Genomic DNA, 20,510 nt, shown 5'->3' on the forward strand with positions numbered 1-20,510 from the left:
CTAACCTCAAGAAAAGCAAGCTTTTCTATTGGTCCGCTCGACTTGCATGTATTAGGCACGCCGCCAGCGTTCGTCCTGAGCCAGGATCAAACTCTCCAAAAAAGGGTTTGATTTGCTCAAAATAAAAACTAACGAAATGGTTATAAAACGCTTTGTCTTGTTCAGTTTTCAAGGTTCAATTTTCCATCCCTAAGAAAGAGACGTTTATTATTATAACAAGATAATTATTTTTGTCAACCTTTTTTTGGAAAAAGGTTACCTTTCTTTTGAAGCGACTTTTTTATCTTACTATTCAACTCAAAAAATGTCAACTTCTTTTTTCGCTGTTTTAACCAGTTTTGTCATCTATTTGTCTGGTTTTCCAGCGGCAAATATTACTATATCAGGTTCACTTATGAAAGTCAACATAAAAATAATAGTGTTTATTTTAACACTTAATAAAATAATGATCATTATAAATAAGCTACACAAAAAATAAAAAGGTGTTTCTTCAAGGTAATTTATTCTTAAATCATTTATACAAAACAACTCCTTGAAGAACCGCCTTTTCATTCTTTTTTCTCATCCCCATATATTTAACTTTTTATAGAGTAATAACGGTGGTTAATTATTTTACTCTTTGACTCTTCTATAGAAATCTGAAGGAATTCTTTTTGCACAAGGTATTCAAGTACAATAAAAATATCTATACCATATATTTTTAGTTCATGATGATCTAAGATTTCTTGCATTGACCATCGTTGTTTTTCCCTTAAAGTATCAAGGATATGGCTTGCACCAAGTTCAGTTTTGGAATGAATAAAAAAGTCACTGACTAAAAACAAGAGTTCAAGACGCTTATTCAATGGCTCTTCACTATAAAGTAATTCCTCATACATTTTATATATCTCTGGTTCTATTGATTTTACTTGTTTCCATACTGTTACTTCTGGGTGAAATCCTTTTTCTATCAAAGCTAGTCTTCCTAAATGGTGGAGGGAATGGGTGACGTGATTAAATGCATCCATATAATGCTTTTGCTCAAAAAATTGTCTGCCATCGTGGTATCTTCGAATTAATTTTGCAAATTCTAAACCGATTCGGAGTTTGCGTTCATGAAACGGAAAATCATTTAATTCCTCAATAAGTGAATGTAAATAATCATTACGATCAAACATGATCTTTCCATTGAAGAGCCAATCAAAAATTTTACGATTTGTACCTCTCATCAACCAATCTTTCAATTGATGTTTATTTACTACATGTAAACCAATTTTTTTATTGCCTGCCTCATATTGTTTAACAAATAAGTTTTTATTTTCTTCATCTGTAATGATTAATAATATAAAATCAAATGTATCTGTAATTGCATCTGAATGTTCAGTTCCTTCTATTAGTAGAACACCAAGTGTCGATGGTAAGCTTGCTCGCTCTTGGTATAACGTTCGCAATATATTCTCCATTTTCATTTCCTCCAAACAGTATAATGAACAGTTCTTGAATTCGACAAATATCGAAAAAATCCTTTATACTTTTTAAAATTACTTTAAAAAACTTTAATATTTAATATGGATAATATGTACGTTATCCAACTGATTCCTTTTACAAATTACGGAAAATATACACCCATATTCCCGTACATTAGAATAGTCATATAAAAATTTTTTATAAAAAACTAACATTACTAAATTAACATATTTTAAATTGAAAGTTTAATTATATTTTTATTTCTATGATTAAAATTTTTCAGTCTATTTTATACTCTATTTATGGTATAGTTTTTTTAAGGAGGGGGTTGTGTGGCCAAATATACTAGCAAGATTAATAAGATCCGCACATTTGCTTTAAGTTTAATTTTTATCGGCATCGCGATTATGTATGGCGGACTGTTTTTAAAAGATTTACCAATCTTAATGGTGATACTGATGATACTGGGCTTTTTATGTATTATAGGTAGTGCGGTTGTCTATTTTTTAATCGGGATGCTGTCCATGAAAGCAGTTCAAGTAATTTGTCCGTCCTGTAATAAAACAACTAAAATGTTAGGTCGAGTTGATATTTGTATGTTTTGTAATGAAACGTTAACATTGGATAAAACTTTGGAAGGTAAAGAGTTTAATGAACTTTATAATCGTAAAAGGAACTTGAATTAGCCTAACCATCGAGGAGATTGAATCCAAGACCGGAAAAAAGAAGATGAATTGAGGTGGTATCGTTTAAAATTTAATTTTAATGTCTTTTTTATTCTTTAATCTGTAATAAAAAAATGCTTCCGAAAATACTTTCGGGAGCATGTTTTGAAAATTTCTTTTCATTTCATTAATTCACTTTATTATTTTCACATTCTGGACATAAGCCATATACTTCCAACCGATGATGACTGACTTTATATCCAGAAACATGAGCGGCGAACTGTTCAATTTCATCAAGACCAGGGTATTGGAAATCTACGATTTTCCCACATTCTTCGCAAATAATATGGTAATGCTCATGTGTAACAAAGTCAAAACGACTGGACGCATCGCCATAGGTTAGTTCTTTGACTAAGCCAACTTCACGAAATACACGTAAATTATTATAGACAGTTGCCACACTCATATTTGGAAACCGTCCCTCAAGCGCTTTATATATTTCATCAGCTGTTGGATGAGTCATTGAACTAATCAAGTATTCAAGTATCGCATGACGTTGCGGAGTGATGCGAACACCAGAATCTTTCAAAGTTTCTAACGCGTCTTTCAGTTGATCTGCAGACACCGTCATGCACCTCGTCCTTCTTTCTAATTATTTTCTAATTAAATAATTGTTATTATTAAATAATTAGCCTTAATTATAGTGTACTAATTTATAATTATGTTTGTCAATTCATTCACCGTGAAAATGTTGTTATTAAAGGCATGATACCCTTATATAAGGCTAAACCGGTAAAAAATATATTACTCATGTAAGTTTTTTTCTCTTTCATTTAATTTTTCATTAACAAATCTAGCAGCAACAAAAAGAAAGTCCGATAAACGGTTTAAATAGGATAGTACGAGCGGATTTACCCTTTCAATGCTAGTGGCTGTACGTTCAGCACGTCGAACGATGGTACGTGCAACATGTAAAGCAGCTCCTGCCGGATGACCTCCTGGTAATACAAAGTTATTTAATGGTGACAGTTCTGCATCTAAGCGATCAATTGTTTCTTCCAACTCTTTTATATGCACCTCTTCTAATTTCCATTTCACTTCTTTTCCTTCAGGTGTCGACAGTTCTGCACCTACATGGAATAGAATCGTTTGTACTTTATGGAAAAAGGTCAATAATTGTTCCTTTTCAGAAAAGCTTTCTTTTTGTAAAAAACTAGTAGCGAGACCAATATACGAATTCGCTTCATCACAAGTACCATAAGCTTCAACCCGTATGTCATTTTTCGCAACACGTACACCATATACTAAAGAGGTTGTTCCCTTATCTCCAGATCTTGTATATATTCTCATCTTAATACCCCCGGTCTAAATCAATAACATTTATAAAGTTCTTTTTATTATTAACATATATACGTAAGTTTTTAGTGAAAATTTCATATGCTCTAGGTAAATACATATTTGTTAGTGCTGATAAATGTGGTGTAATTGTAACCTTTTCAGAAGTCCATAATGGATGATCCTCTGGAAGCGGTTCTTTTTCAAAAACATCGAGAAAGGCATGGGCAAGTTCATCTTTTTTTAGCGCTTCTAACAAGTCATTTTCTTTTACAGCATTGCCTCTACCAACATTTATGAACACCGCTTCTTTTTTCATCAATTTAAATTGTTCTTTTGTAAATATATATTGCGTATCCGTTGTATTTGGTAATACAGATACAATATAATCCGCTATCGGTAGTACATCGTTTAAACGTTCCTTTGAATAGGTTTCATCAAAAGCTTCATTCTTATTACCGCTCCGGTTAATCCCAATCGTTTTCATACCGAATACACGACCATATTGACTAATTTGACTACCGATGGCACCCGCTCCAACAACTAGTAGAGTTTTTCCATATATTTCTTGAATCGGTACTTTTTTATTCCAAACTTTTTCACTTTGTTGCTTTAAAAAAACATCTAACTTTTTTGCATATTGTAAAATATAACCAAAAACAAATTCAGCCATCGGTATTTGATGAATGCCTCGTACATTCGTTACCAGTATATTACGTTCTTTCAATAATTGGAATGGCAATTTTTCAACACCAGCAGACATGACCATTATCCATTTTAATTTTTGTGCTTCAAAAACGACATCTTCCGTTAGATCTTCACCATATGTAACAAAGACTTCTGCATCAGGAATATATTTTATAATCTCATCCTTATCCTTAATATATATAAAATTCACATTCGGAAATTGCGCTTGAAGTTGTTTTTCCAGTTCCTTATTTCTTTGTATTCGTAAGAGTACAACCATAATCGTTCCCCCTTTATTTGTAGATGCTTATTAAAATTATAATACCATTTTGTAAATTTTTAGAAAACTTATAAGATCAAAATAAAAAAAGACAGAAAAAATGCCGGACCAAGCTTCCCTTAGATCCGGCAAAAGAGTGAAGATTCATGAGGAGGTATGCCCTACTATACTATATGCACACTCATTTTAAAAGCATGGTCAAACGCCTTGAAAATACAAAACGGGCATATGCCTCGGAACAGTTTTTACAAATTTTCTTTAATATAATTCAATGTTTCTTCCACATGTCCATTCACTTTAACCTTCCGCCATTCCTTAACAAGTACACCATCTCTATCTATGATAAAGGTAGAACGTTCAATACCCATATATTCTTTTCCAAAATTTTTCTTTAATTTCCATACGCCGAATTGTTCAGCAACTTCATGATTTTCATCTGATAGTAGTAAAAATGGGAGACCGTGTTTCTCAATAAATTTTTCATGCTTGCTGATCGGATCAGGACTTATTCCTAAAATTACCGCATCTAAATTTTCAAACTCCTTACTGTAATCTCGAAAATCACATGCTTGTGTTGTGCAGCCTGGTGTCATATCTTTCGGATAAAAATAAAGTACAACATGTTTTCCTCGATAATCTGATAGTTTTACAGTTTCACCATTACTTGCAGGTAATGCAAAGTCCTGAACTACTTCGCCAATAGCAACCGTCATTTCAATCCCTCCTATATGTATAGTTTTACCTTAACGAAATAATAAAAAAAAGACAAATTATATACTTGGCACAACTCGAATTCATTATTTGGACGAGTCCTTCGTATAATTATAAAAACCTGTATTTTTAAATAAAGTGCGTTGTTTCTAACAATGAGAATATATACATATAAAATCGGGGTGCACTATGGTCATCATTCTTTTGTTATTTATTATCTTTTTTATCATTGTAATGAGTTTAAAGACTCTATTTATCCCAATGGCGATTCAAGAAAAATTCCTTTCTTGGCAAAGTTTTATTTATTTAATTTTTGTATATACTACCATTTTCCTTGGTTTTGGATTAATTTATTTTATTCTCATTCAACAAGGGTTTCCGATTTTAATAGAAGATGGCACAATTATTGAAACAGACTTTTTTTACTCATTACAAACAAGCTTTTATTTTAGTGGACTTACTTTGTTTTCTGTTGGCTATGGAGATGTCACTCCTGTAGGTATTGGTCAAATTTTAGCAGTCATTGAAGCAATGATTGGTTATACCGTACAAGCTTCCTTCGTAGTCCGAACCGTTGTAGACTTTCGTAGAGAAAGAGGATAGGTGAAAATTTGACAACAAGTTCATTTCCGCTGAAGCACAATCAACCTATAATCATGAATTTAAAAAATCTTATTATAAAACTATAAGAAGTATATTGTAATTTCATATAAAATCATCTAAAATTGCCGAGGGGTTATAATAAAATTAATTATTATTTATGAAAGGAACATGGGAAAATGAAACTAGGGGCCCGCATCTTTAAAACGGGGTTAGCCGTAGTTTTGGCACTTATGCTCGGTGAATTCCTCAATCTTCCATCACCGGTATTTGCTGCAATAGCAGCTGTATTTGCCATCCAACCATCCATTTATCGGTCCTATTTAACCATTTTAGAACAAATTCAAGGAAATGTCGTAGGTGCGATTGTCGCAATTATTTTTGGGCTACTGTTCGGCAATCACTTTATTATTGTTGGAATGGCAGCCATAATGGTCATAATCATTAATTTACGGTTAAAAATCGATACGATTTCTTTATCTGTTGTAACACTTATTATCATTATGGAATCACCGCCAGATGAATTCATCACTTATTCACTTTTACGTTTCGGTACAATTGTACTTGGAATTTTCTCAGCCTTTTTAATAAATTTAATATTTATACCACCAAAATATGAGACGAAGTTGTATCAAGCAATTTCTGATATATCAAACGAAGTTTTAAAATGGATTCGATTGTCTGTTCATCAAGCTGCAGACTTAAAATTGCTAAAAAAAGAGATTGAAACACTAAATGAACGCTTTGTAAAGCTAGAAGAAATCTACATGTTCTACAGGGAAGAAAAAACGTTTTTGAAAAAAGAAAATAGAGGAAAGATGAGAAAACTCGTCATTTATCGACATATGATAGCCACGGGTAAAAGTGCGTTAGAACTTTTAAAAAAACAGCACCATTATGAATACGACCTATCATTTGTAGAAAAACATACAATAGAACAACTGAAGGAAATTATCCAACAATTAAATAATAATCATGAACACCTACTGCTTCGTTATGTTGGAAAAGCAATTCAAATTCATGATGAAGAAATGCAGGAATATGAAAATAATCGCAAAAAGTTACTTAAGGTGTTTAACGATTATCAAAAAAGCTCAGCAAATGATGAGATAGCGCCTCACGTCTTACAATTTATAGCTGCGGTATTAGAATACAACGAGCAACTAGAAAGACTAGAGATTTTATTAAACAATGTTGAACAATTCCATAAGGATGAAAAGAATATAGAATTTGCTGACGATAAGCAGTAATCATTTCAAAACAGGAACGTATTCAAAATCGTTCCTGTTTTTTAAATTGGAAAATGCCCTTGTACTTAGTCTAGTTGTTGTACCGTAAATAAATCATAATAATGCCCTTTTTGAGCCATTAATTCTTCATGGGTCCCCATCTCAACGATTCTTCCATGTTCAATGAGCACAATTCGATCGGCGTGAGTAATGGTTGATAATCTGTGAGCGACAATTAACGTTGTCCGATCTTTAGCCAACTTGTCGAGGGCCTCTTGGATCAAATGTTCACTTTCTAAATCTAAGGCAGAGGTTGCTTCATCTAAAATAAGAATCGACGGATTTTTTAAAAATACTCGGGCAATCGCAATGCGTTGTTTCTGACCACCTGATAATTTCACTCCTCGTTCACCAACTTGCGTATCAAACCCCTGTGGTAATTTCGTAATAAAGTCATATGCATTGGCAGCTTTAGCGGCCCGCACGACTTCTTCATCGGTTGCATCTGGTTTACCAATTAGAATATTTTCCTTTACCGTATCACTAAATAAAATATTATCTTGAAGTACCATACCGATTTGTTTACGTAAATCTCTTTGTCTAATATTGCGAATATCCATTCCATCTAATAGTATTCGCCCTTTTGAAACATCATAAAATCTCGGAATTAAACTAACCAATGTTGACTTTCCTCCACCACTCATCCCGACAAAAGCAACGGTCTGCCCTTCTTTAATTTCCAAGTGAATATCCTTCAATACATTTCGGCCATCTTCCTCATAGGAAAAACTGACATGCTCAAAGGTAATATCACCCTTTGCCTTCTCTATAGTCACAGCATTTGGCTTATCTTGAATATCATACTCCTCATCAAACAAGTCAAAGACTCGATCCATCGATGCGATTGACTGTGTAAGCGTTGTTGAGGAGTTTACCAGTCTCCTGAGTGGATTGTACAAGCGTTCAATATATCCTGTAAAAGCTACCATCGTCCCGATTGTTAAGTGACCTAAAATAACCTCAATACTTGCATAACCAATAACAAGTAACGGTGAAATATCAGTAATCGTATTTACAACAGCAAAGGCTTTCGCATTCCAACTGGTGTGCTTCAATGCCTTACTTAAAAAGTGACTATTTGTTTTATGGAATAATGTTTTTTCGTGGTCTTCAATTGCAAAACTTTTTATCACTGCAACACCTTGAACTCGTTCGTGTAAATAGCCTTGCACCTCAGCTAAGGCTTGGGAACGCTGCCGTGTAAGTTTACGAAGGTTACCAAAGAAATATTTAATCGATATTGCATAGAATGGAAACATGAGTAACGATACGATCGTTAACTTCCAATCCATTGAAAACATAATAGCAGCCGTAATAATAATGGTAGAAAAATCAATCCAAACATTCATTAAGCCGGTGACAACAAAATCCTTCGTTTGTTCCACATCATTTATAACTCGTGAGATGACTTCACCTGTTTTTTTATTTGAATAATATCTTAAACCCAGTTTTTGCAAATGCATATATAATTTTTCACGAATATCAAACAATACTTTACTTGCCGTCCATTGAGCAAAATATTGTCGATAATATTCAATTGGTGGACGGAGAAACACAAAAATAAAGGCTGTAACACCAAGTGCAATTGCTAAATGTATAATTTTATCATCCCTTGTTAAAGCATCATTTATGATCACTTCATCTATTAAATATTTGATTAAAAGCGGAATCAGAAGTGGAATAGCAAATTTAATAATCCCAATAATTAGTGTAGCTAAAATTTGAAACCGATAAGGTTTTACAAATTTCATATACCGTTTAATACTTCCCATAGCTGTCTCTCCCTATCTTTTTTAGATCAGTTAAACAAGGTTTAAAACATAAAAAAATGACTGACCAAGTTTCTCTCGATCAGTTTAAACATTTTAAAATTTGCGATATGTTAAATACATTTCATACCACTTATCAATAAAATCCGCTGCAAACGGTCCTTTTCTCTGATGTATCATATCCGTTAACTTTTCAATATTTGCTTTTAAAATTTTATCAATTACTTCTGGATAACCCATTAATTTCCGATGCTCTTCGTATTCATCTTCATCCAGTAAAATGTATGTCATATCCGGAAACACTTTAATATCCAAGTCATAGTCAATATATTTTAACGCCTCTTCATCATAAACAAATGGTGAGCTCAAATTACAGTAATAATGAATACCATCTTCCCGTAACATGCCGATTATATTAAACCAATATTGGGAATGGAAATAAACAATGGCAGGTTCTCTCGTTATCCATGTCCGACCATCTGATTCCGTAACCGTTGTCCGATCGTTTCCCCCAATAATTACGGTTTTAGTCCCTTTTAATACGGTTGTTTCTTCCCATATCCGATGAATTTGGCCATTGTGTTTATAACTATGTATTTGTATCGTTTCTCCCTCTGCTGGAACTCCCATAATCTAATCCCTACTTTCTATCTAGTCTAAATTTCACGTTCATTATATATTGATTGTTATTTTTATATTATAACGTTTCCTAGCTAATTTTAAAACTTTGGTTGTTGACAACATGAAATTTATCAGAAAATATTTTTCAAAGGAAAAGACGCTCCCAAAATTGGAAGCGTCTTTTCTAAATGTATAAGGGGCAGTGTTTTTCATGTAACCCACACTAATTCAGTATGTTATGAGTTATGAATTTTTTTGTTTGCGAGACTCTGCTTGTTGGTTTTGTTGGCGTACTTCTTGTGCATCTGTTTCACTTGCAAATTCAGTACCATATTGGCTTTGACCAGATGCAGATGCTGCATTTTGTTTTCTTACTTCAGCAGCATTTGTTTGAGAAGCATTATTTTTTCTTTTAGCCATCTTTTTCACCTCCGCTCATGCTTAATGTAACCATTTGGAGGTGAAACTATCCCATTTTTTTAAAGAAAATTTATTTGTGAAGAAATTTACATTAGCTTAACATTTCTTTGCTTTCATCCATCTTTTGTTCAATTGTTATTTGTAATGCATTCGATCATAATTAAACAAGCAATGACTGACCTCCATCTACAATAATCGTTTGACCACGTATCATAGATGCGTCGTCCGAAACGAGAAATAAAATAGTGTTTACAAGGTCATCAATTTCTACCATCCTTCCTGCCGGTGTCTTCCTAAGAGCTTCTTGAATCAATTCATCTCTGTTTGGGAAATGTTTTAAAGCGCCAGTATCTACTGCTCCTCCAGAAACTGCATTAACAACAATATTTTTCGGTGCTAATTCAACAGCTAAATAACGAGTCAAGGCTTCAACTGCAGCTTTCGATGTCCCTACTAAGGTGTAGTTTTCTATATAGCGTATTGACCCTAGGGAACTTAAACTGACAATTTTTCCCCCTCCATTTTTTTCCATCAATTTGGCTGCTTCTTGTGCACAGAACAATAGTGCTTTACTATTAATATCCAACGTCCAGTTCCAATGTTTTTCTTCTAATTCCATTAGTGGGCGTTGAACACCAGAAGCCGCATTATTAATGAAAACATCTAATCGACCAAATTCTTCATTAATCGTTTGAAACATCGCTTTTACTTTTTCAACATCTCCAACATGAGCTCGAACAACAATGGCTTTTCTACCAAGTTTCTTAATTTCTTGAGCTGTTTCTTCAGCAGCTGCTTTACTTCTTACATAGTTAACAACGATATCATACCCCTTTTCAGCAAGGCGAATAGCCGTTTTTTTTCCGATTCCTCGACTTGATCCCGTGACTAATGCAACTTTGTTTGACAATTGAATCATTCCTTTTTACTTATTTTGTATGAAGTTAGTGATTTTCGATAAACTAATAAAGCATAATGAATTTAGGATAAGAGACTTGTTTTAAGTAATTCCACAAACAATTGAAATGAGTAAACGAGGTGTCTAGTAATGTATGTAGGACGAGACATGACCGAGTTATCAATGATGTCCTTAACGGAATGGAGGGACAGTGAGTTAGCCTACTTCCAACATTCCTTTCAACAAATTATGCCTTATTTAAATCAAGAAGGTCAAACGATTTATAAAGAAATTCTAGAAGAAATCCAGCGCCGTGGTGGCCTTAAACGATTGGAAGCTGATTATACACATGGAACGGAAATTAATTTTGACTAAATATCACTGCCCCACAATTATGTGGGGATTTATTATAAAAGGTTGATTTTGCCTATCCTATTTATATTACTATAAATAATATTCGATAGTTGACCTACATTTTTTTATAAGCCTTAAAATATTCCCATCAATCGGCTTGTTCTGGCACTTTGCCCATCCTTTTTTAAAAATGTAACTCGATCCTCTGGGCTCATTCCATACCTCTTAACTTCTTAAACGCTTTCCATATTTTTTGATACGGTACTGGAAATGGATAATTTTCAACTTTTTCGATTGGAATGACCTTTTGCACTTCACTTTCAACAAAATCCCCGCGAAACCTTGCACGAAAAGCATGAATCTTCCATGTTAAATGGGAAAACACATGATCAATCACACAAATAGGTTCAATTACGTCAACCTCGATACCTAATTCCTTACCTAACATGGATTCAAAGTCAGTGACCATGTTTTTCCATTTACTTAACACCTCATGATTTGGAAACTCCCATAAACTAGCAAGCAAGCCTTCAGATGGCCGCTGTCGGACAATAATATTTCCTTTTTCATCTTCCAAAATAAATGAAATATATTGCACGGTCTTCCCCTTTTTTACTTTTTTCTTTACAGGTAAATCATTTTGGGTTCCTTCATGAAAGGCCATACAAAAATCACGTACCGGACATAGTAAACAAGAAGGATTCTTTGGTGTACAAATTAAAGCACCTAGTTCCATCAATCCCTGATTGAAACTAGAAGGATCCTCATGAGATATCACTTTCTCAACTAACCCTTCAAAAAGTTTTCGGGTTTTTACCTTGGCGATATCATCGTCCATATTAAAAATTCTTGACATAACTCGCATGACATTTCCGTCAACAGCTGGGATGGGCTTTCCGTAGGCAATACTTAATACCGCCCCTGTAGTATAAGGTCCAACCCCCTTTAAACTGCCAAATGCTTCTTTTGTATCTGGCACCTTGCCGCCGTATTTTTCATGGACTTCCTTCACTGCATGATGTAAATTTCGTACCCGAGAATAATATCCTAAACCTTCCCACACTTTCAATAAATCTTGTTCATCCGCCTCTGCCAAATCCGCCACCGTTGGATACTTTTCCATAAAACGTTCAAAATAAGGAATTACCGTATCCACTCGAGTTTGCTGTAACATGACTTCTGAGACCCATACTCTGTACGGATCATTATTTTTCCTCCAGGGCAAGTCTCTTTTTTCTTCTAAGTACCAGTCAATTAATGATTTCTGAAATTCGTCTATTTTAAAATTCATAATTAATTTTTCAATTCGATCATTCACAAATAAGTCCTCCAATGTTAAACTGACATTGATATTGTATTCTTACTCAAATTAGGTACCACCAAAAATGGATTTTCCTCAAACGATATCACCTTCGGAATGCCCCTAGTAAATCAAACAAATATGAAAACTCGTATAAATTTTATGCATTCAATAAAACCTATGGATAGTCGGATTATGCATATACATATGTAAGTGTAAACTTTTTTCCGTTTTAATCAAGATATTGGAGGTCCGTATAGTGGATACAGGTACACATATTGTTATGGGGATCGCTCTCGGTGGGTTCGCATTAGTAGATCCGGTTGTTTACAATGATACAGCAACAGCACAAAGTGTCTTCATTGCAACAATAGTCGGTTCACAGATCCCCGATATTGATACTGTATTAAAATTGCGTAATAATGCCGTTTACATTCGTAATCATCGCGGAATAACCCATTCCATTCCAGCCGTGTTATTGTGGTCCGTTCTAGTTGCTATTATCCTGTATTTCTTTTTTCCAGAAGCAAATCTGTTCCACCTTTGGCTTTGGTCCTTTATTGCCGTAAGCTTACATGTTTTTGTTGACATTTTTAACGCTTATGGCACACAAGCACTGCGACCATTCTCTTCAAAATGGGTAGCCCTCGGTTGGATTAATACGTTTGATCCATTTATTTTTGGCTCGCACCTCGTTGGGATTTTATTTTGGATCTTAGGCGGTGATCCAAGAATCATATTTACGATCATATACCTTGTGCTGATCGGCTATTACTTATATCGTTTTGCGTTACGAAGGGCTGTCATCCATAGTATAGAAGATTTCATCCCTGATGTTGAAAAAATTATTTTAAATCCAACCATTAAATTTTTCCAATGGCGGGTGGCTGTCATTGCAAAAGATAAGTTTTATGTTGCACGTGCATACAAAAGAAGTATCGTTTTATTAGATGAATTCAAACGGGTTCCATTACCAGATAATCCAATTATGAATGTGGCCATACAAGATAAAAATATTCAAGCATTTCTATCTTTTTCCCCTGTTTATCGTTGGGAAATAGAAGAAGAACCATCCCATATTGAAGTCCGATTTATTGACTTACGGTATCGCAGTAACGATCATTATCCTTTTTTTGCCATTGTCAAAATGGATTATGATTTAAATGTTTTATCTTCCTATACTGGATGGATTTATAATAAGAATAAAATAAGGAAAAAGTTAGAATTGAATACGATATAACATCGCTACTTCATTTCCAAAAAAAGTGTAGTAAAAACCAATTTTATAAGTCCATACTAAAAATGCGCAACTTTATGCGTACTTCTTTTTAGGAGGAAAAGCAATGGTACGAAATAAAGAACGTGGATTTCCAAATCAAAAAGATATTAAACTAGAAGGTATGCCTCCAGCCCAAGCGAAGTACTCGTCCAAACGTGCAAATGGAACGATTAACACGCGTCCACAGGAACGAATGCACGCATCAAATAAACACGGAAAATAATGATCAAATTATCAACAAAAAGTACTCCCAAGTTGACCTATATAAAAGGCTCACACTTGGGAGATTTTCTTTTATTGATTCGGTATTTCTTCTTCAATTTGTAACATGGAAATCGGTATACCTTCTTCTCTCCCATCACCATCCATCCGGTAACCCCAGGCAAAAACACCTTTTTTATACATTACCCGAAAAAAAGTACTCGGTTCATGTTTTAGTCGATAAATCTCTCCATCTTTTATTGCTTTGGGATTCATTAAATAAGCCTCTGCCATTAATGCCTTACGTTCATGGACGGCAAATTCATTGACCATTCCCATCTGTTCAGCTTTTCTTGCCTTTTCTCGTAAATGAGCAATCTCTTGTTTTAATTCATACTCGCTCATTTCGCTATACATTTTTTTCATTATTTCATTCCTCCGTTTCGCATTCTGCAATTTTTTCATCAATGAATTTGTCGATGACATCTAATGAAAATCCTTTTCGATATAAAAATTGCTTTACTTTGATCTTCCGTTTATCAAGGGGTTCATTCCGATATTTACGTAAAGCTTTTTCACCTTGCACGATGATGGCAGCTTCATTTTGCTCTTCATCGATGCCTTGCATGCTGATTGATATCGCTTTTTGAATGGTAGAATGTTCATAGCCTTTCCTCATAAGTGACATTTGCATATCTCTTTTTAATTGAACAGTAGATATGTTTTTCTTTTTACCAGTCATCTTCTTGCATAAATTAATTGCCTTTTCTTGCTGAATATCTTCAGTATATAAAGACATAAATTGTTCAATATAATGATTTGCAATCCCTTTTTTCTTTAACTCATTTTGAATGAGTTTCGGACCTTTGTCCGTTGTATTGATTTGTGTTTTTATAAATGCTTTCGTAAATTCCGCATCATCCACATATCTGCGTTCACGCAACCGATATTGAACTTCTTGGATGGTTTCTTTCGAAAAATTACGTTCTTCTAGGTACGTTTGTACTTCCTTTTCTGAACGCATACGATATGACAAAAATTGCAATGACAAATTATAGGCTTTCTGTATTGTTTCACGATTCGTTATTCGTTCAATATCTTCATTCCTTAACTCTTTTCCCTTCCGAAGGTCATACTCAATTAAAACGTCTTCACTGACACTAAAAGCATATTCTTCTGCTTCTCCGCTAGAGAAAAAAATATTATAACGTTCTTTATTATTTTTTTGAACGGAAATCTTACTAATAACAGGCAGTTTTCAACACCTCGCTTCATTCAATTCGAAAGTGTTTTCTTACTATAATGTACCATAATTTAAGGAGATTGTATGAAAAATAAATTTTCAAGTTTTCTGCATGCTTTTCAAGGAACTGGGTAAACTAATATTGACAAAATGATCCTTGCGAGGTGGAAAGATGGCAAAAAAAGACAAAAATAAAGGTGAACGTAAGACATTAAGAAAGGCACAGGAAATTACGTACAATCGCGATTTCAAACGTGCAGATCGAGCTGCCATGGATTAAATTTCACAACACGTAATAATAAAGGAGTCGAATGATGGGTAAAAAACGCGACAGAAAATCAAAACTCCCTCAAGTTCCAAAAAATATGAAATCCGATGGTCTTGATGTCGAATATTCGGAAGAATTGGCAGATCTACAAGACCGTGAAGCAATCGCTAGAGCTAATGCAGCAGACGAACGGGCAAAAAAACGAAAAAGTGAATAAAAATGAACATGACAAAAAAGGCTATCTGTTAAGTTCCTTTAATATAGAAGGAGCTTAATGGATAGCCTCATAAAATGGTGAGGAGCATAAGAAAACTGAATCACTCATTTAAATCATAATGTTTACCTTTTACTAAGTAGAATACATTTTCAGCAATATTTGTGATATGATCAGCAGTCCGCTCTAAAAAGCGACAAATAAACAATAATTGTGTAACATTATCAATATTTTCCGGTTGCACTCGGTTTACTTGAAATAAATGCTGAATTGTTTGTCCATAAAGTTCATCAACTTCATCATCCATTTTAGCCACTTCTTTTGCCAACTTTAAATCTACATCTAAAAACGCTTTTATTCCTTCTTTTAACATCGTCATACTTATGGTATACATTTTTCTAATATTATTGATCGTTTCATTCATATTTAGCTTTGTATCTTTCAATCGAATCGTTGACTTTGCAACGTTCACAGCAAAATCAGCAATCCGTTCTAAATCTGTCGATATTTTTAAAGTAGTAATAATTTGACGTAAATCGGTTGCTACTGGTTGTTGTTTTGCAATTAAAAGAATGGCAGAATCATGAATTTCTTCATACATAATATCAGCCTTCGTATCATTTTCCATTATTTTAAGGGCTTCTTCGACATTACGTGTTTCAAATGCATGAAAAGATGATTCAAAAGCATTGTAAGCAAAATCTTTGAGTTCAATTAATTGAGATTGTAATTTTGACAATTCTTCATCAAATTTTTCACGAGTTACCATCTTCATTCTCTCCTTTGTATGAAACGCGAAACACATTTCAATCTTTTTTAGTTTATCTAATTGGATTGTAAATTATTGATTATAGAAAAAAACAGAAAAGCAGATATGTTACCCCCATACTACTTTTCTGTATTACCGCTTACGATTATCCAAATCGGCCTGTAATATAATCTTCTGTTCGTTTGTCACGTGGATTAGAAAATATACGGTCTGTTTCATCAAATTCAATGACTTCACCATTTAAGAAAAAGGCTGTTTTATCGGAAATACGAGCAGCTTGTTGCATATTATGCGTAACAATGATAATGCTGTACTCTTTTTTCAACTCCTGTACAAGTTCCTCTACCTTTAATGTTGAAATTGGGTCGAGGGCTGACGTCGGTTCATCCATTAAAATAACATCTGGTTCAATAGCTAAACACCTTGCAATACATAAACGCTGTTGTTGTCCGCCAGACAAACCATATGCATTTTCTTTTAAACGGTCTTTAACTTCATCCCAAATTGCTGCACCACGTAAACTTTTTTCAACGATTTGGTCTAATATGTTTTTATCTTTAATGCCATGGATTCTTGGTCCATATGCGATATTATCATATATCGACTTTGGAAATGGATTTGGTTTTTGGAAAACCATGCCAACTCTTGCTCGTAACTCTTCCACACGGTAATTTTTATCGAAAATATTACGATTCCGATATAAAATCTCACCGGATGTGCGAACAGATGGCACGAGTTCTACCATACGATTTAATGTCTTAATGTAAGTAGACTTACCACAACCAGATGGCCCGATAATGGCCGTAACTTCATTTTCCGCAATATCAAGATTGATATTCTTTAATACATGATTTTCACCATACCATAAGTTTAAATCTTTTGTTTTATACACAAGATCTTTATTCACTTCTGTTTTCTTTTCTCTTAGGGAAGTTCCACTTGCAATTTCGACAATCGTAGTCAATTTGAAAATCCTCCTTCATGATCCAAGAACTGGAAAACTAACTTATAATTTTTTTGAAAACTTATTTCGTATAAATACGGCAATGGAGTTTAATACAATTAACAATACAAGCAAAACAATAATACCGGCAGCTGCAATTTCTTGGAATTCCGCTTGCGGACGTCCGGTCCAGTTGTAAATTTGCATTGGTAGTGCCGTAAACGAGTCAAAAAAGGTTGATGGTGTTTGAATTAAGAATAATGGAATACCAAGCACAACAAGTGGAGCAGTCTCACCGATTGCACGCGAAATTGCTAAAATTGCTCCTGTTAATATGGATGGAATAGCTGTAGGTAAAACAACTTTATAAATCGTTGTCCACTTTGTTGCCCCCATCCCGTAGGACGCTTCACGTAATTCATTCGGTACGGATCGTATCGCTTCTTGCGCTGCTACAATGATTACTGGTAATACAAGCAAACTCATCGTTAAACCAGCAGCCAACACACTTTGACCTAATGCAAAGGCCCGCGCAAACAGAGTAAGACCTAATAGACCATAGACGACAGATGGAACTCCAGCCAGGTTTGAAATGTTTGTTTCAATAAAGGTTGTAAACTTAGTTTTCTTTGCATATTCTTCTAAATAAATTGCAGCACCGACACCTAAAACAAAAGTAACCGGTATAACAACAGCCATCATCCAAACCGTTCCAATGAAAGCAGTGTAAACGCCAGCTTCTTCAGGTTTTCTTGAAGGTGTACTTGTTAAAAATTGCCAGTCTAAATGTGGTAATCCTTGTCTTAATACTCTTATAAAAAGAACAGCTAAAATGAGTAAGCAAAGCGTGGTTGCTGCTAAAAAAAAGTACTTGTAAATGGAGTTGCGAAAAATTCTTGGTTGGATATTTTTTGTTACTTTATTTTGATCTATTAATCTCACCATTAATATTCCTCCCTAACACGACGACGGATCCATTGAGCCACTAGGTTCATGATTAACGTAAAAAGGAACAACATAAAACCAACAGCATAAATACTGTAATAAATCGTTGTGCCGTATCCAGCGTCACCTTGAGCAATTTGGACAATGTAAGCCGTCATGGTTTGAACAGAACTCGTCACGTCCAGTCCTAAATTTGGCGTAGAACCACCGGCAATGGATGTAATCATTGTTTCACCAACCGCGCGGGAGAAAGCTAAAACAATAGATGCAACAATCCCTGAAACAGCAGCAGGTAATACAACTTTCCATGTTACTTCCCATTTTGTTGCCCCCATAGCAAGTGCTCCTTCCCGGATCGCTTTCGGAACAGCATTCATCGCATCATCTGAAAGGGAAGTTATTGTAGGAGTAATCATAATCCCAATTAATATCCCAGGGCTAAGCGCATTAAATATTTCTAAATTAGGAATAAAGTTTTGTAAAAGTGGTGTAACAAATGTTAAGGCAAAAAATCCATATACAATCGTTGGGATACCAGCCAACACTTCCAATATCGGTTTGACAATCCTCCTAACCCGATCTGTTGCATATTCGCTTAAATAGATAGCCGCAGCTAACCCGATTGGAACGGCTACAATGATGGCAATAAAAGTAATTCTTAATGTACCAGAGATTAAGGGCAAAATACCGTATTGTCCCGGGTCAGAGAATGGATACCATGTTGTACCAGAGAAAAACTCTTTAAATGGTACATCTCCAAAAAAGTGAAACGTTTCAGTAATTAAAGTAAATAAAATACCTAAAGTAGTTAATATAGAAATAATTGCAGTAAGCAGTAAAATCCACGGCATTACTTTTTCGCCAATATTTTTTTGTTGTTTCTGTTTTTTGGCAATCATTTCTTTTACAGAAAATGGGACTGTGTTATGTTGCGAGGACAAGCTGAAAACCCCTTTCATCCATGACAAGATGAGAAGCATTTATTCATCCGCTTCTCACCCGTTAAATTAATTTGTAATGCAAGATTATTTTAACGATTCTAATTTACTTAATGCCTGATCATATCTTTCTTTAGGAAGGTTTACATAACCAACATCAGTTGCAAGTTCACCAGCATTTTCTAAAGTATATTTAACAAAGTTATAGATCGCTTCATCTTTTACTTTTTCATTATTTACATAAATGAATAATGGACGAGAAAGTGGTGCATATTCATTAGATTGAATCGTGTCATTCGTTGGTTTAACAGCTTCATCTGTTTCAGGATTGACAATTGGGACAACCTTTAACTTGTCTGTGTTTTCAGCATAGTATGCATAACCAAAATATCCAATTGCGTTTTTATCTCCAGCTACGCCTGTAACAAGTACGTTATCATCTTCAGATAAAGTTGCACCTTCAACAATTGGTTCATCTTCTAAAATAACTTCGTTAAAATAGTCAAATGTGCCAGAGTCTGCACCTGGTGAATAGAATGAAATTTCTTCATCTGGCCAAGAAGGATCAATGTCAGACCATTTTTTTGTGCTTCCATCTTCAATCCAAATTTGTTTCAATTGATCAATCGTTAATTTATCAACCCAATGATTATCTTTATTTACAACTACTGATAAGCCGTCATATGCGATTTCGAATTCTGTAAATTCAATTCCGTTAGCTTTCGCAGCTTTTGCTTCTTCATCCTTAATTGGACGGGATGCGTTAGAAATATCAATTTCTCCTTGCGTGAACTTCTCAAATCCACCACCCGATCCAGATACTCCAACTGAAACTTCTACATCAGGTTCAACTCCTGCATATTCTTCAGCTACAGCTTCCATTATTGGATAGACTGTAGAAGAACCATCTAGAAGAACTTGTTTTATGCTGTCTTCATCAGAACCTGATGAACCATTTGAACGTTCATCAGCACCACCACCACAAGCAGCTAAAGCTAATGTACCAGTAAATGCTATAGCTAATGTTAATTTCTTGAACTTTACCATTTGAGTTATTCCCCCTAAGATATTTGCTCAATTAACTTACAATTCTTACATTAAAGGAATTAAATTAATCTTGTATAAACTAGATGTAAATGTTTTGTAAATGTCGTTTTATGGCAGATATTGTAGAAGCTTAATATTTAAATATCATATAATTAAATGAAAAAAAGGGGCTGTCCAATAAGTCCCCAAAAAAAGAGCGAAATTGAGAAATCCTTGTGTTTCTCAATTCGCTCTTTTTACATTTTCCTGAAAACAGCTTGATATTACCTACAAATTTTAGGAGATTGT

Annotated in this window: 25 protein-coding genes and 1 rRNA gene; 8 read left to right on the forward strand and 18 right to left on the reverse strand. The window is 34.3% G+C overall.

All coding sequences use genetic code 11. The features are described 5' to 3' along the window. Both OEV82_RS13440 and OEV82_RS13445 read right to left on the reverse strand, forming a co-directional pair. Window positions 1-102 (reverse strand): 16S ribosomal RNA (locus OEV82_RS13440); the annotation flags it as partial. 473 nt (window positions 103-575) lie between these two features. Then, window positions 576-1,442, reverse strand: coding sequence for a nucleotidyltransferase-like protein (locus tag OEV82_RS13445; protein WP_173658127.1), 867 nt, complete (start codon window positions 1,440-1,442; stop codon window positions 576-578). A 336-nt stretch (window positions 1,443-1,778) separates the two neighbouring features. Here OEV82_RS13445 and OEV82_RS13450 point away from each other — a divergent pair, with 336 nt between their 5' ends. Beyond that, window positions 1,779-2,132, forward strand: coding sequence for a YgzB family protein (locus tag OEV82_RS13450; RefSeq protein WP_173658126.1), 354 nt, complete (start codon window positions 1,779-1,781; stop codon window positions 2,130-2,132). Window positions 2,133-2,298: 166 nt separating this feature from the next. Here the strand turns inward: OEV82_RS13450 and perR are convergent, their stop codons facing one another. The 4 genes from perR to bcp form a co-directional block, all read right to left on the reverse strand. Continuing rightward, entirely contained in the window at window positions 2,299-2,736 is a 438-nt protein-coding gene (gene perR, locus OEV82_RS13455; protein WP_173658132.1) for a peroxide-responsive transcriptional repressor PerR, read from the reverse strand. A 179-nt stretch (window positions 2,737-2,915) separates the two neighbouring features. Continuing rightward, window positions 2,916-3,461 carry a cob(I)yrinic acid a,c-diamide adenosyltransferase gene (locus tag OEV82_RS13460; RefSeq protein WP_263062177.1) on the reverse strand — a complete coding sequence of 182 codons (546 nt, stop codon included), beginning with the start codon at window positions 3,459-3,461 and terminating at the stop codon, window positions 2,916-2,918. 1 nt (window position 3,462) lies between these two features. Beyond that, the gene (locus OEV82_RS13465) at window positions 3,463-4,413 is read right to left on the reverse strand and encodes a D-2-hydroxyacid dehydrogenase (RefSeq protein WP_173658124.1); all 951 of its coding nucleotides are present in this window, start codon (window positions 4,411-4,413) and stop codon (window positions 3,463-3,465) included. A 245-nt stretch (window positions 4,414-4,658) separates the two neighbouring features. Further along, window positions 4,659-5,126 carry a thioredoxin-dependent thiol peroxidase gene (bcp, locus tag OEV82_RS13470; protein ID WP_173658123.1) on the reverse strand — a complete coding sequence of 156 codons (468 nt, stop codon included), beginning with the start codon at window positions 5,124-5,126 and terminating at the stop codon, window positions 4,659-4,661. Between the two features lie 187 nt (window positions 5,127-5,313). On the opposite strand from bcp, the gene OEV82_RS13475 reads away from it, so the two are divergent. Then, window positions 5,314-5,727, forward strand: a complete 414-nt coding sequence (locus OEV82_RS13475; RefSeq protein ID WP_173658122.1) for an ion channel — start codon at window positions 5,314-5,316, stop codon at window positions 5,725-5,727. A gap of 176 nt (window positions 5,728-5,903) precedes the next feature. Beyond that, window positions 5,904-6,974: an FUSC family protein gene (locus OEV82_RS13480; RefSeq protein WP_173658121.1), complete on the forward strand. Its 1,071-nt coding sequence runs from the start codon at window positions 5,904-5,906 to the stop codon at window positions 6,972-6,974. Window positions 6,975-7,039: 65 nt separating this feature from the next. Here OEV82_RS13480 and OEV82_RS13485 read toward each other — a convergent pair whose 3' ends face one another. The 4 genes from OEV82_RS13485 to fabL form a co-directional block, all read right to left on the reverse strand. Then, the gene (locus OEV82_RS13485; protein WP_173658120.1) at window positions 7,040-8,785 is read right to left on the reverse strand and encodes an ABC transporter ATP-binding protein; all 1,746 of its coding nucleotides are present in this window, start codon (window positions 8,783-8,785) and stop codon (window positions 7,040-7,042) included. A gap of 93 nt (window positions 8,786-8,878) precedes the next feature. After that, window positions 8,879-9,415 (reverse strand): nucleoside tri-diphosphate phosphatase, encoded by a 537-nt coding sequence (ntdP, locus tag OEV82_RS13490; RefSeq protein ID WP_173658131.1) that lies wholly within the window; start codon window positions 9,413-9,415, stop codon window positions 8,879-8,881. 231 nt (window positions 9,416-9,646) lie between these two features. Continuing rightward, window positions 9,647-9,823, reverse strand: coding sequence for a gamma-type small acid-soluble spore protein (locus OEV82_RS13495; protein ID WP_173658119.1), 177 nt, complete (start codon window positions 9,821-9,823; stop codon window positions 9,647-9,649). Between the two features lie 160 nt (window positions 9,824-9,983). After that, window positions 9,984-10,733, reverse strand: a complete 750-nt coding sequence (gene fabL, locus OEV82_RS13500) for an enoyl-[acyl-carrier-protein] reductase FabL (RefSeq protein ID WP_263062179.1) — start codon at window positions 10,731-10,733, stop codon at window positions 9,984-9,986. A 138-nt stretch (window positions 10,734-10,871) separates the two neighbouring features. On the opposite strand from fabL, the gene OEV82_RS13505 reads away from it, so the two are divergent. After that, window positions 10,872-11,096 (forward strand): hypothetical protein, encoded by a 225-nt coding sequence (locus OEV82_RS13505; RefSeq protein ID WP_173658117.1) that lies wholly within the window; start codon window positions 10,872-10,874, stop codon window positions 11,094-11,096. Between the two features lie 190 nt (window positions 11,097-11,286). On the opposite strand, the gene mutY is transcribed toward OEV82_RS13505, so the two are convergent. Continuing rightward, a complete protein-coding gene (mutY, locus tag OEV82_RS13510) occupies window positions 11,287-12,393 on the reverse strand; it encodes an A/G-specific adenine glycosylase (protein ID WP_377701264.1) in 1,107 nt (368 codons plus the stop codon). Between the two features lie 241 nt (window positions 12,394-12,634). On the opposite strand from mutY, the gene OEV82_RS13515 reads away from it, so the two are divergent. Then, window positions 12,635-13,615, forward strand: coding sequence for a metal-dependent hydrolase (locus OEV82_RS13515; protein ID WP_173658116.1), 981 nt, complete (start codon window positions 12,635-12,637; stop codon window positions 13,613-13,615). A gap of 103 nt (window positions 13,616-13,718) precedes the next feature. Continuing rightward, on the forward strand, window positions 13,719-13,877 hold the full coding sequence (locus OEV82_RS13520; RefSeq protein ID WP_173658115.1) for a small, acid-soluble spore protein K: 159 nt from the start codon (window positions 13,719-13,721) through the stop codon (window positions 13,875-13,877). A 71-nt stretch (window positions 13,878-13,948) separates the two neighbouring features. Here OEV82_RS13520 and OEV82_RS13525 read toward each other — a convergent pair whose 3' ends face one another. Both OEV82_RS13525 and recX read right to left on the reverse strand, forming a co-directional pair. Next, complete coding sequence (locus OEV82_RS13525) at window positions 13,949-14,281, reverse strand: YfhH family protein (RefSeq protein ID WP_173658114.1); 333 nt, start codon at window positions 14,279-14,281, stop codon at window positions 13,949-13,951. A gap of 4 nt (window positions 14,282-14,285) precedes the next feature. Continuing rightward, the gene (gene recX, locus OEV82_RS13530; protein WP_173658129.1) at window positions 14,286-15,110 is read right to left on the reverse strand and encodes a recombination regulator RecX; all 825 of its coding nucleotides are present in this window, start codon (window positions 15,108-15,110) and stop codon (window positions 14,286-14,288) included. Between the two features lie 160 nt (window positions 15,111-15,270). On the opposite strand from recX, the gene OEV82_RS13535 reads away from it, so the two are divergent. Both OEV82_RS13535 and OEV82_RS13540 read left to right on the forward strand, forming a co-directional pair. Further along, window positions 15,271-15,378, forward strand: coding sequence for a YfhE family protein (locus OEV82_RS13535; RefSeq protein ID WP_173658113.1), 108 nt, complete (start codon window positions 15,271-15,273; stop codon window positions 15,376-15,378). Between the two features lie 34 nt (window positions 15,379-15,412). Continuing rightward, on the forward strand, window positions 15,413-15,583 hold the full coding sequence (locus OEV82_RS13540; RefSeq protein WP_173658112.1) for a YfhD family protein: 171 nt from the start codon (window positions 15,413-15,415) through the stop codon (window positions 15,581-15,583). Between the two features lie 100 nt (window positions 15,584-15,683). On the opposite strand, the gene phoU is transcribed toward OEV82_RS13540, so the two are convergent. The 5 genes from phoU to OEV82_RS13565 form a co-directional block, all read right to left on the reverse strand. Then, window positions 15,684-16,349, reverse strand: a complete 666-nt coding sequence (phoU, locus tag OEV82_RS13545; protein ID WP_263062180.1) for a phosphate signaling complex protein PhoU — start codon at window positions 16,347-16,349, stop codon at window positions 15,684-15,686. Between the two features lie 145 nt (window positions 16,350-16,494). After that, complete coding sequence (pstB, locus tag OEV82_RS13550) at window positions 16,495-17,295, reverse strand: phosphate ABC transporter ATP-binding protein PstB (RefSeq protein ID WP_407672776.1); 801 nt, start codon at window positions 17,293-17,295, stop codon at window positions 16,495-16,497. 60 nt (window positions 17,296-17,355) lie between these two features. Continuing rightward, complete coding sequence (pstA, locus tag OEV82_RS13555) at window positions 17,356-18,237, reverse strand: phosphate ABC transporter permease PstA (protein WP_173658110.1); 882 nt, start codon at window positions 18,235-18,237, stop codon at window positions 17,356-17,358. Next, window positions 18,237-19,196, reverse strand: a complete 960-nt coding sequence (gene pstC / locus OEV82_RS13560) for a phosphate ABC transporter permease subunit PstC (RefSeq protein ID WP_263062184.1) — start codon at window positions 19,194-19,196, stop codon at window positions 18,237-18,239. Before pstC ends, pstA begins: the two co-directional genes overlap by 1 nt. Before the next feature lie 66 nt (window positions 19,197-19,262). Further along, entirely contained in the window at window positions 19,263-20,222 is a 960-nt protein-coding gene (locus OEV82_RS13565) for a PstS family phosphate ABC transporter substrate-binding protein (protein ID WP_263062181.1), read from the reverse strand. Window positions 20,223-20,510 lie beyond the last annotated feature (288 nt).

The organism is Pallidibacillus thermolactis (genome assembly GCF_025660415.1).
Taxonomy (GTDB): domain Bacteria; phylum Bacillota; class Bacilli; order Bacillales; family Caldibacillaceae; genus Pallidibacillus; species Pallidibacillus thermolactis.